The sequence below is a fragment of the Rickettsia endosymbiont of Halotydeus destructor genome (assembly GCF_049278075.1).
Taxonomy (GTDB): domain Bacteria; phylum Pseudomonadota; class Alphaproteobacteria; order Rickettsiales; family Rickettsiaceae; genus Rickettsia.
In genome coordinates this window covers 15,378-27,012 of the sequence record NZ_JAPNPB010000007.1, presented here as the reverse complement: position 1 = coordinate 27,012, position 11,635 = coordinate 15,378, and the positions used below count along the sequence as shown (strand labels likewise).

Genomic DNA, 11,635 nt, shown 5'->3' with positions numbered 1-11,635 from the left:
AATATTTTTGTGGAGATGCTCAAACTCGCTATAGGTAAAGTCATGAAGGCTTTATTCACAATTCTCTAAGTTGTTATCGCGAGCAAATATTGTCTCATGGACCGAAAAATGCGTTTTAGCAGGAGGAGGAGATTTATCAACAATATTTGTAAAAGAGGGGTTGGTTAAAGGTACTACCAAAGAATATAGTAGAGCGAGCATTAGAAGCAGAGATGGAAGACCATTTAGTAGGCTATAGGCCGATATACGGTAGGAGGGAAGAGGATAACGTTAGGAATGGTAGTTTTAGTAAGAATCTAATAACAGATAAAAGATAGAAAGGAATTGGCTAATGATTTAAAACCTATATACCAAGCAGCGACTGAATAGGGAGCATATTTAGCCTTAGAGACGTTTGATAGTAAATGGAGTAAGCAATATCCCCATATTGCAAAATCATGGTATAACAACTGGGAAAACCTAACAATTTTCTTGCAATATCCGGGTGCTATCCGTAAGATTATTTATAGTGAAATGTATTGAATTAGGTGTGGTTTATAGGAAAGATTTTATTTTTTTAAGGAAATAGCGAATACCGCTAATAGCTAACCCATTTACGATACCATTTACGATATGAGATATGTTTTTAAAAAAATAAAAGATAATGTAGAAATTGTACCTAATTCAATACATTTTACTATATACCAATAATGCGATTGAATCGGTAAATAGTCAGTTGCGTAAAGTTACAAAAAACAAAAGAGTTTTTCCAAACGAGGCGAGGACGCAGTATTTAAGATTTTATTCTTAACGATTGATAATATGACTAGAAAATGGACAATGCCAATTCAAAATTGGAATATTGCCATGGCTCATTTTATGATCAAATTTGAGGGGAGAATTTAAGGGCTATTCTGGAATTTACACAAATCCTAGGACAGAGCCGGGAAGAATTTAGAGCCTTCTACAGAAATTTACACAATTAAATGGAAACGACCCAGAATTTAATCTTAGGCACAAAAATAAATAATATTAATTTTTTAAGGGCTTAATCTGAAAAATATTTTCTGTAGTAAAGCTGGCGGAGAGAGAGGGATTCGAACCCTCGATACGGTTAACCCGTATAACGGTTTAGCAAACCGTCGCCTTCGGCCACTCGGCCACCTCTCCATACTTTCGGCTTTACTTTATATCACTTTACTTTAAAAATTTCTATAGTTATTTTATAAATTATTCATGTGGATTGTCTGGATATTTGCTTAAGCTTCCTATAATTGGATTATAATCTTCATGATACCATAATAAGGGAAGGGTGCTATGCTTACATAAAGTATCAATTATTTCTGCTATACCTTCAGTACTACTATTATCCTTGAGTATATAAAAGACTTGCTGGGTAACTTTTTTTATCAGTTCTTTATTACCACAGCATTTCTCTATTATATATGCTATAATTTCTCTTTTCTTCTCTGTAGGATATGGATGTAACGTTATAAGATTCAAAAAATTTATATCCTGGTAAAAATCAAATGATATACCAGGATCCTTTTCAATCAAATATGATTCAAGATCATGAGTAGCTTTTCTTTTTGTCATAAAGACTTAAAGAAAGATTCAAGTTCTACTATATTACTTATATTAGTTAGTTTAAATTCATAATCGGTTTTTCGTAGCATGTTAGTCAAAACGCTACCAGCGCCGATTTCAACGATTTCGGTAACCTGTAATTTATTTAGCTTTTCAAGAGTTTCTCGCCACCTTACTCGCCCGCATATTTGCAGAATTAGATTTTCTTTAATTTGAGTAATATCAGTAACCGGTTGCGCGGTAAAATTTTGTATTACCGGAATAAGCGGTTTGTTAACTATAGTTTGATTTAATGCAATTTGCATTTTTTCTTCTGCGGGGCGCATTAAACTACAGTGAAAAGGTGCGCTAACTTTCAATCTTATCGCTTTATATCCTAAATCTTTAACTATTGAAATAACTCTCTCAACGGCTAAAACTTTACCGCTAATCACTATTTGTCCGACTATATTATCGTTGGCTATTTGACATACGCCGAATTCGCTTGCATCTTCTACTATTTGCTCAAGTGTTTCAAGATTAATGCCAATACAAGCTGCCATAGCGCCTTCGCCTTCTGCGCAAGCTTCCTGCATCGAACGACTTCGTACGTCCAGTAATTTCGCCGTATCATCCAGGCTAATACTGCCGGCTGTACACAAAGCCGTATATTCTCCTAAAGAATGACCGGCAACGTAAGTGCAAAGCTCATTAATATTTTTTTTCGTCTGTTCTTTAATAATGTTTATTATCGCCATGGATACAGCCATTAATGCAGGTTGAGCATTAATAGTTAACGTCAGTTCTTCTGAAGGTCCATTAAAAATAGTATTACTAAGCTTGCGCTTTAATACTTCGTCAACAATGTCAAAAGTTTCTTTAGCTGTTTTAAAATTATTGTGAAAATCTTTGCCCATCCCGACCAGCTGTGACCCTTGCCCCGGAAAGATAAATGCTTTGTTCATAATATGTATGTAATCATTAACTAATTTATTTCGAAAGATATATTAATAGATGCTAAAAATAAAGTAAATTAATTATTATAAATTGCTTTATTTATTTAGCCACTTTCCTTCTTCATTTTTATAATATTTTTTTTCGATTGCTGCCCAAGCTACTTTATGTGCCACCGTTTCTTGTGAATCGTTACCACGTCTTTTTTCGGGTGATTTATATTCTTCGAAAGCATGATTAAAAGTTTCACGATAAATATTCTGTGCATGTTTTGGGAGATGGTTCTTAACTGAGTCAGGTAAGCTATCATTATTTTTATACTGCATGACTCCTCTCAATTTAATATTACAAGATAATACTTAAACCTTAGGTTCTGTACACCTAATTAAAATAAATCTAATTTTAGTTCTTTTTTGTTGCAAATTATAAGATTTTTTTGAAATATGAATAACTATTCCAGCAAAAATCTTATAATTTTCACTAAAAATTAACTCAAAATTATAATAATTCAATTAGGGGCACAGAACCTAGATCTTATACAAAATTTTATGACCATAAATTTTTCATTTTATTAAAAAAATTACTGTCATTTTCTTTATCGTTTATCGATTCTTTTTTAAATTCTTCTAATAATTCTCTTTGTCTTTTTGTTAAGTTTTTAGGCACTTCAACATGGATATGTGCAAACATATCTCCTCTAATAGTCGATCTAATCTTAGACATCCCTTTACCTCTAAGCCTTAGTTGATCACCATTTTGTGTGCCGGTCGGAATTTTTAAATTTACTTTCCCTCCTTCTATTACCGGAACTTCTATTTCGTCACCAAGAGCAGCTTTTACAAAACTAATAGGAAGTTTACAATGTAAATTTGTACCGTCCATTTTATAGAGATCGTGAGGCTTTATTGAAATATCAACATACAAATCTCCATTACTGCCTCCTCGTATACCCGCTTCTCCTTCCCCTGTATGCCTTATTCGAGTACCATTTTCAACACCGGCAGGAATATTCACCGTTAAGTTTCTATGCTTAACATAGCGTCCTTTGCCATAACATTTTTTACACGGATTTTTTATAATCTGTCCATTGCCCTGACATTTATGGCATGCTTGCTCCACGGTGAAAAAACCTTGCTGTGTTCTGGTAACTCCATGTCCGCCGCAAACATCGCAATTAATTGCTCCTTCATTAGTTTCGGAACCTGTGCCATGACATGAGTCACATTTTACTTCACCGGAAAAACTAATATTTTTTTCAGCTCCGTGGAAAGCTTCTTCTAAACTAATTGTTAGATTATATTTTAAATCCGATCCTCTAATTTTGCTTGAAGTAGAGCGTGATCTTTTATTCCCGCCCATGAAATCGCTAAAAAAGTCCCCGAATATATCATTAATATCGGTATGAAATCCACCGCTTTGACCATGTGATTGTGGTCCCCCGCTTCTATTTTGAAAAGCATCGTGGCCAAAACGGTCATATGCTGCTCTTTTTTGTTCGTCTTTTAAAACATCGTAAGCGGCACTTATTTCTTTAAATTTTTTCTCGGCATTTTTATCTCCGGCATTATTATTATCGGGGTGATATTGTTTAGCGAGCGTATGATAAGCTTTTTTTAAATCCGCTTGACTTGCAGATTTGCTAACGCCAAGTATTTGATAGTAATCGATTTGGGACATGATTTAAGAGTAATTAATTGTGTGTTTTATTATTGTTATTTATGTTATGCCCGCAAAGGCGGGACATTGTTACATGGTTCAATAAAGCAATAGTGGGTCATTCCCGCGAAGGCGGGAATCCAAACTTTATCTTTGTCATGCTGAACTTGTTTCAGCATCTCTTGAGAAATATCCTGAAATAAATTCAGGATGACTATATAATTTTTCTGGATTCCCGTTTTCACGGGAATGACATCGAGCGTATTACTCCTTACGTTGGTAGAGGAATACCCCTTAACTTAGTTTTTCTCTGCCTCTTCAAAATCGGCATCTACTATTTTTTCATCATTAGCAGCTTCCGGTTCAGCAGCATTTGTATTTTCCGCTTGAGATTTATACATTGCTTCACCAATTTTCATACTAGCAGTTGTTAAGTTTTCTGTTTTCTCTTTAATTTGAGTTACATCTTCTGCCTCTAAAGCAGTTTTTAAGCTAGAAATTGCTTCTTCTATTGTCGCTTTGTCTTCAGTTGATATTTTATCACCATATTCTTTAAGGGTCTTCTCGGTAGAATAAACCAAACTATCAGCGCTATTTTTAGCTTCTATTAATTCTTTTCGCTTTTTATCTTCTTCGGCATTTTTCTCGGCATCTTTAACCATTTGCTCAATTTCTGCTTCACTAAGTCCACCAGAAGCCTGAATAGTTACCTTTTGTTCCTTCCCGCTGGCTTTATCTTTAGCGGAAACATGCACAATACCGTTAACATCGATATCAAAGGTTACTTCTATTTGTGGCATACCTCTTGGTGCTGAAGGAATACCTTCAAGGTTAAACTGCCCAAGTAACTTATTACTAGCTGCCATTTCGCGCTCTCCTTGGAACACTCTAATAGTTACAGCATGTTGATTATCGTCGGCAGTAGAGAATACCTGACTCTTCTTGGTCGGGATTGTAGTATTACGATCGATTAGCCTGGTAAATACACCGCCTAATGTTTCGATACCGAGTGATAAAGGTGTAACGTCTAGTAATAATATATCTGTTACTTCTTTGTTTAATACTCCTCCTTGAATAGCAGCGCCGAGTGCTACAACTTCATCCGGGTTTACACCTTTATGAGGTTCGCGACCAAAGAAATTTTTTACAACTTCCTGAACTTTCGGCATTCTTGTCATACCGCCTACTAGCACCACTTCCTGAATATCGGAAGCTTTTAAACCTGCATCCTTTAATGCTTTACGGCAAGGCTCTATAGTCTTTTCAATTAAATCATCTACCAGTTTTTCTAATTCCGCTCTGGTAAATTTGAGATTTAAATGTTTTGGCCCGCTACTATCAGCTGTAATATAAGGTAAATTAATATCGGTAGTGAGCGCAGACGATAATTCTTTCTTGGCTTTTTCTGCTGCCTCCTTTAAACGCTGTAGCGCTAAAGGATCATTACGTAAATCAATACCGCTTTCTTTTTTAAATGTATCAATTAAATGATTTAATATTCTTGTATCGAAATCTTCACCACCAAGGAAAGTGTCACCGTTAGTCGATTTTACTTCAAAAACACCGTCACCGATTTCAAGAATTGACACGTCAAACGTTCCGCCGCCAAGATCGTAAACTGCAATAGTTTTAGGTTCTGATTTGTCAAAACCATAAGCAAGAGCAGCAGCAGTTGGCTCGTTAATTATACGTAAAACTTCAAGGCCCGCAATTTTCCCAGCATCTTTTGTTGCTTGACGTTGTGCATCATTGAAATAAGCAGGTACGGTAATTACCGCTTGTGTTACTTTTTCGCCTAGATAATTTTCAGCGGTTTCTTTCATTTTTTGTAAAATATAGGCACTAATTTGACTTGGTGAAGATTTTTGTCCGCCTACTTCCACCCAGGCATCACTATTATCCGCCTTTACTATTTTATAAGGGACAATATCTTGATCCTTCTTAACCATCGGATCAGTAAAAGGGCGCCCGATCAATCTTTTTACTGCATATATAGTATTATTAGGATTTGTTACATTTTGTCTTTTAGCCGGTTGACCTACTAATATTTCCTTGTTAGCAAAAGCTACTATAGACGGCGTAGTTCTCTCGCCTTCCGAATTTTCTATTACCTTAGGTTCCTTGCCTTCCATTACGGCAACACAAGAGTTTGTCGTTCCCAAATCAATACCTATTATTTTTCCCATAATATCCTCATTTCTAATTTAAAATTTTGTTGTTGCTATATCTTATTAACTGTGTTTATTATTCATTTCTTTGATATTTGATATAATGCTAGGGTGATAATTTTACAAGAGGAGTGAATGAAAAAATTCTCAATTTTAATAAATATTTTATTTATCGGTAACCTGTTTTTAGTAAATATTGTTAATGCAGCCGCTGCCCCTAACACTTTAGAACACGCAAAAAAAGCAATAGTAACTATCGACAGCAGAATTGCGGTATCTGCTTATAAAGATATAGGTAGTTGGACCGGTACCGGTTTTGTAACCGATAAAGAAAACGGTTTTATTGTTACTAATGCCCATGTAATTGGTAGAGCTTCTATTGGCACTTATTTTATTACCTTTCATAGCGGTCAGCAAGCCGAGGCAAAACTTATTTACTACGATATCTGGCAGGATTATGCTATCTTAAAAGTAGCAAAATCAGATTTACCTGAGTCGATTGAACAAATAATTTTTTCCAAGGAACCGCCTAAACTAAATCAAAGTGTTTTTGTTGTAGGTAATACCGAAGCTCAAGGTTTTTCCTTTCATAGCGGCTATTTATCTGATTTATATAGTATTGACGGGGAAATGCCACAAGGCTCTTATATAATTAATCTTAATATTACCGGAGGAGCAAGCGGCTCACCTTTATTAAATGAAAAAAATGAAGCTATTGGTATAATATATGGTAAGGGAGAAACTTATGCTTTAGCTCTTCACGCGGATTATGTGCAGCGTAGTTTAGAGAGCCTTAAGAATAATAAAATTCCGAATAGAAATCATATAGGTATTATTACCGAATTATATTCTTTAAATAAAGCGGTAAGACATCGTAATTTTCCCCAAGCGGAAATGGATATATATTTAAAGAAATTTCCTGATGCACGCAATAGGGTGGCCACTGTTAAAACTATTATACCTAATTCTCCTGCTGAAAAACTTCTTAAACCAGGGGATATCATTTGGAAAATTAATGATGTAGAACTTGGCGGCAATCTTACCATATTTGATAAAGAAATGGATAATAGTAAAAATAATAATATTAAACTGACAATTTACCGGGAAGGAAAAAAAATAGAACAGCTAATAGATTTGTATAATATTAATGATAACAAAATAGAGCAGCTTGTTAATTTCGGTGGTGCAATCTTTTTTGAAGCCGATGATTATTTTAGTAGCAAATCAGGTGTACCTCTGAAGGTATTGACGATAGCAACCGTTCAATCAGGCAGTAGCTTTAGTACTATACCTGCTTACTTTACACAAGATTATAAAAATTTATATAGAACCCATATATATGAAATAGAAAATCACAAGCTAGATAATATTAAGGATTTAATAAAATATATGCCTAATATTACTAAAGAAAAATTTATAACTATTCGGTTTAGAAATTATCAACCTTATTATTCTCCTTTTGGTCATAGTTTAATTTCTTCTCATGATGATATGATAGCCGATATAGTTCTCGACTCTATCGACACTAAACCTTATATACTAAAGTATAATAATATTTCTAACGATTGGGGTACGGAGGATATAGGATCAGGGGGTTAAAATTTATTCTATGTCATTCTAGTTCAAACAGAGTATTTTTGTATTGTTTCAATCTTATCGTCATTGCGAGGAGATGCGTAGCATCGACGCGGCAATCTAGAACCTTACCCGTCATTAAGCCTTACCCGTCATTGCGAGCGAAGCGAAGCAATCTATTTTTTATTTTTAGATTGCCACGTCGAGACTATGTCTCTCCTTGCAATGACGGTGTAGAATCAATCCACGCAACAATACATTTTCGTGAAAAAGAGAACCTAAACTTTTTTCCTTGTCATGCTGAGCTTGTTTCAGCGTCTCTTAATAGTAAGACCATGAAATAAATTCAAGATGACTATTTTTTTCTAGATTCCCGTTTTCACGGGAATGACATCAAAAATCTGAGTCATACAACAACGCACCTTGAAAATTACTACTATCTAACTCCACAAAGATAACAAAAAGCAATCCTTGAAAGCAAAATAATATATCACTATAATATACTTAAATTAGTAAATATCCTTAAATTGGTAAAGATACTTAATTTAATCAATATACTTAAATTAACATAGGCTGTGTAATTGTGACTGATAAAGATTATCCTAATTTAATACCGGTAAATATCGAAGACGAAATGAAATCGTCTTATCTTGACTACGCTATGAGCGTTATAGTAAGCAGAGCGATACCTGATGTTCGGGATGGGCTAAAACCGGTACACCGCCGTATACTTTACTCGATGTACGAAGCAGGAAATCACGCTAATAAGCCTTATAGAAAATCGGCAAGAATAGTCGGTGATACGATGGGTAAATATCATCCCCACGGTGACAGTGCGATTTACGATTCATTAGTTCGTATGGCGCAAGATTTTTCATTGCGTTTGCCACTTATTGACGGGCAGGGGAATTTTGGTTCAATGGACGGTGATGCCGCTGCAGCAATGAGATATACCGAATCACGTATGGCAAAAGTTGCTCATAAGCTGATTGAGGATATTGATAAGGAAACAGTAGGATTTACTCCTAATTATGATGGTTCAGAAGAAGAGCCATTAGTTTTACCTGCAATGTTCCCTAATTTATTAGTGAATGGTAGCGGCGGTATTGCTGTTGGTATGGCAACTAATATTCCTCCCCATAATCTCGGTGAAGTTATTGATGCGTGTTGTTTATACGTCGATAATAACGATATAGATATTATGGATTTATTAGAAGTAGTGAAAGGTCCTGATTTTCCAACAGCTTCAATGATTTTAGGTACGCACGGTATTAAATCGGCATATTTAACCGGCCGCGGAAGTATTGTAACAAGAGGACGTGCACGGATTGATGATCTGCCGAATAATAGGCAAGCTATTGTTATTACCGAAATCCCTTATATGGTTAACAAAGCCAGGCTGGTAGAGAAAATCGCCGAAATGGTTAAGGAAAAGCGTATTGAAGGTATCAGTGATTTACGTGACGAATCAAATAAAAAAGGCATAAGAATTTATATAGAGCTAAAAAAAGATGTAGTAGCAGAAATAGTATTAAATCAAATATATGCCTGTACTCAACTACAAACAAGCTTTGGCGTGATTATGCTAGCCCTAAAGGATGGGCTACCGAAGGTTATGAATTTAAAAGAAGTAATTGCTGCTTTTGTTCATTTTAGAGAAGTAGTAATTACTAATCGTACGATATATTTACTTAATAAAGCTAGAGATAGAGCTCATATATTACTCGGTCTTACTATCGCAGTTAGCAATATCGATGAAATTATCCGTATTATTAAATCGGCAAGTGATCCAAATAGTGCAAAACAAGAATTGATGGCAAGAAATTGGGACGCTCAAAGTATTTTACCTCTTATGAAGTTAGTTGACGATAAGGCTATGCTAGATGAGCAAGGAAGATGTTATTTTACTGAAGCACAAACCAAAGCTATTCTGGAAATGAGATTGCAGCGTTTAACTGCGATGGAGAAAAATAAGCTAGAAGAAGATTTAAAAAACCTCGCAAAGGAAGTTAGCGAATATCTTAATATTCTTGAACATCGTGAAAGACTGTTGGAAATCTTAAAAGAAGAGCTAATTAAAGTTAAGGAAGAATTTGCAACACCTCGCCTTACTTCCATTGAAATCGGTGATTTTGATCAGGACATAGAGGATTTAATTCAGCGTGAGGAAATGGTAGTAACTGTGACACTTGGCGGTTACATAAAACGTGTGCCGCTAACTAGCTACCGAGCGCAAAAACGAGGCGGTAAGGGAAGGTCAGGTCTTTCAATGAGAGACGAAGACATTACTACACAGATATTCGTTGGCAGTACTCATACGCCAATGCTATTTTTCTCTAATATCGGGCAGGTTTATAGCTTAAAGCTTTATAAATTACCGCTAAGCAATCCACAAGGGAAGGGGAGGCCAATTGTTAATATTTTACCTTTAAAAGATAAGGAATATATTACTAATATTATGCCGCTACCGGAAAATCAAGATGAGTGGGATAATTTAAATATTATGTTTGCAACTTCTTTAGGGAATATTAGAAGAAGTGATTTAGCAGATTTCAAACGTATTCAAGTAAACGGCAAAATCGCTATCAGGCTTGACGATAATGATAAATTAATTGATGTAAAAGTTTGTAAAGAAGAAGAGCATATTTTACTTGCTACAAAAGCCGGTAAAGCTTTAAGATTCCCTGTTGAATCCCTGCGAATTATTAAAAGCCGTACCTCTGACGGTGTCCGAGGAATGAGGTTAGCAAAAGATGATACAGTGATTTCTATGACAGTACTTAAAGGCGTTTCCTGTACTATGGAAGAGCGAGAAGCTTATTTATCGATTCCAACGGAGCGCAGGCTTGAGATTGCTAGAGGAGGGGAGTTTTCGCCGGAAGAATTCAGTTCAACATTAAGTGCTGATATTATTTTACAAATGGCAATTTCAGAAGAATTTATTATGACCGTTAGCGAAAACGGTTTTGGTAAAAGAAGCTCAGCATATGGTTATAGAATTACTGATCGAGGGGGTAGCGGTATTATTAATATGGATATTTCCGATAAAACCGGATTAGTGGTTGGAGTAATGCCTGTCGCTATGGATGATGAATTAATGTTAATTACTAATAGCGGTAAGTTAATTCGTTGCAAGCTTGAAACTGTGCGGATCACGGGTCGTAATACTGGCGGAGTAATACTGTTTAAAACTGAGGATAATGAAAAGGTTGTATCTGCATCACTAATTGCTGAAAAAACCGATAGTGAAGATGAAGAAGAAAATATAAGTGAGGATGAGGAGAAAGTTCTGTAAAGGAGAAAGTCTATTCGAGGGTATAATAGTTGCATAATAATCTCACTAGATACTAATAATTCACCTTCTTAAATATATTTCATTAAAATTTTTATGGCAAATATTCAATAAAATGCTAATAGTGAAGTGGCATAAAATATGGAGAGAAAATAATGCATTGGTTTGATGTTGAAGAAATTGCTATCCAATTAGAAGAAAATTACCCTAATGATTATGAAGGTATAAAATTATTGGATCTTAAGCAGTTGATAACCTCTCTAGATGATTTTGAAGATCAGGAAGTAGAAGTACAAAAAGCTACTTTAGAAGAAATTCGAGACAAATGGAGCGAAATAAGAGAGGGATTGAGTGAAGAGGAAAATGAATAATTTTTATTAGCTAAATCCTAATAAATTTACATAAGCTAGCATGGTTAGTAGTAAATTTGAAAGGCCACAATTAA

8 protein-coding genes, 1 tRNA gene and 2 pseudogenes are annotated in these 11,635 nt (G+C 35.1%); 5 read left to right on the top strand and 6 right to left on the bottom strand.

What is annotated here, in order from left to right; translation table 11 throughout:
• Window positions 1-309: 309 nt before the first annotated feature.
• Window positions 310-510 (top strand): annotated as a pseudogene (locus OTR29_RS06090) (transposase); the annotation flags it as partial.
• Window positions 511-673: 163 nt separating this feature from the next.
• Window positions 674-885 (top strand): annotated as a pseudogene (locus OTR29_RS06085) (transposase); the annotation flags it as partial.
• Between the two features lie 173 nt (window positions 886-1,058).
• On the opposite strand, the gene OTR29_RS06080 reads toward OTR29_RS06085, so the two are convergent.
• From OTR29_RS06080 to dnaK, 6 genes are all read right to left on the bottom strand, one after another.
• A tRNA-Ser gene (locus tag OTR29_RS06080) sits at window positions 1,059-1,149 on the bottom strand.
• Between the two features lie 60 nt (window positions 1,150-1,209).
• On the bottom strand, window positions 1,210-1,575 hold the full coding sequence (locus OTR29_RS06075) for a hypothetical protein (RefSeq protein WP_422230019.1): 366 nt from the start codon (window positions 1,573-1,575) through the stop codon (window positions 1,210-1,212).
• The gene (fabD, locus tag OTR29_RS06070; RefSeq protein WP_422230018.1) at window positions 1,572-2,510 is read right to left on the bottom strand and encodes an ACP S-malonyltransferase; all 939 of its coding nucleotides are present in this window, start codon (window positions 2,508-2,510) and stop codon (window positions 1,572-1,574) included. The genes OTR29_RS06075 and fabD overlap by 4 nt, the downstream gene beginning before the upstream one ends.
• A gap of 87 nt (window positions 2,511-2,597) precedes the next feature.
• Window positions 2,598-2,825: a ChaB family protein gene (locus OTR29_RS06065; protein WP_422230016.1), complete on the bottom strand. Its 228-nt coding sequence runs from the start codon at window positions 2,823-2,825 to the stop codon at window positions 2,598-2,600.
• Between the two features lie 220 nt (window positions 2,826-3,045).
• The gene (gene dnaJ / locus OTR29_RS06060; RefSeq protein WP_422230014.1) at window positions 3,046-4,176 is read right to left on the bottom strand and encodes a molecular chaperone DnaJ; all 1,131 of its coding nucleotides are present in this window, start codon (window positions 4,174-4,176) and stop codon (window positions 3,046-3,048) included.
• 278 nt (window positions 4,177-4,454) lie between these two features.
• A complete protein-coding gene (gene dnaK / locus OTR29_RS06055; RefSeq protein WP_422230012.1) occupies window positions 4,455-6,341 on the bottom strand; it encodes a molecular chaperone DnaK in 1,887 nt (628 codons plus the stop codon).
• Between the two features lie 117 nt (window positions 6,342-6,458).
• Between dnaK and OTR29_RS06050 the strand changes: the two genes are divergently transcribed.
• The 3 genes from OTR29_RS06050 (at window position 6,459) to iscX (ending at window position 11,561) form a co-directional block, all read left to right on the top strand.
• Window positions 6,459-7,922: a S1C family serine protease gene (locus OTR29_RS06050; RefSeq protein ID WP_422230010.1), complete on the top strand. Its 1,464-nt coding sequence runs from the start codon at window positions 6,459-6,461 to the stop codon at window positions 7,920-7,922.
• Window positions 7,923-8,481: 559 nt separating this feature from the next.
• Window positions 8,482-11,193 carry a DNA topoisomerase (ATP-hydrolyzing) subunit A gene (gyrA, locus tag OTR29_RS06045; protein ID WP_422230008.1) on the top strand — a complete coding sequence of 904 codons (2,712 nt, stop codon included), beginning with the start codon at window positions 8,482-8,484 and terminating at the stop codon, window positions 11,191-11,193.
• 152 nt (window positions 11,194-11,345) lie between these two features.
• The gene (iscX, locus tag OTR29_RS06040; RefSeq protein WP_422230006.1) at window positions 11,346-11,561 is read left to right on the top strand and encodes a Fe-S cluster assembly protein IscX; all 216 of its coding nucleotides are present in this window, start codon (window positions 11,346-11,348) and stop codon (window positions 11,559-11,561) included.
• Window positions 11,562-11,635: the final 74 nt, after the last annotated feature.

What these genes read in the sequence shown, in the direction of transcription:
- dnaK (WP_422230012.1), bottom strand. Translation starts at nt 6,341, where the DNA reads ATGGGAAAAATAATAGGTATTGATTTGGGAACGACAAACTCTTGTGTT.
- dnaJ (WP_422230014.1), bottom strand. Translation starts at nt 4,176, where the DNA reads ATGTCCCAAATCGATTACTATCAAATACTTGGCGTTAGCAAATCTGCA.
- OTR29_RS06065 (WP_422230016.1), bottom strand. Translation starts at nt 2,825, where the DNA reads ATGCAGTATAAAAATAATGATAGCTTACCTGACTCAGTTAAGAACCAT.
- fabD (WP_422230018.1), bottom strand. Translation starts at nt 2,510, where the DNA reads ATGAACAAAGCATTTATCTTTCCGGGGCAAGGGTCACAGCTGGTCGGG.
- OTR29_RS06075 (WP_422230019.1), bottom strand. Translation starts at nt 1,575, where the DNA reads ATGACAAAAAGAAAAGCTACTCATGATCTTGAATCATATTTGATTGAA.
- OTR29_RS06050 (WP_422230010.1), top strand. Translation starts at nt 6,459, where the DNA reads ATGAAAAAATTCTCAATTTTAATAAATATTTTATTTATCGGTAACCTG.
- iscX (WP_422230006.1), top strand. Translation starts at nt 11,346, where the DNA reads ATGCATTGGTTTGATGTTGAAGAAATTGCTATCCAATTAGAAGAAAAT.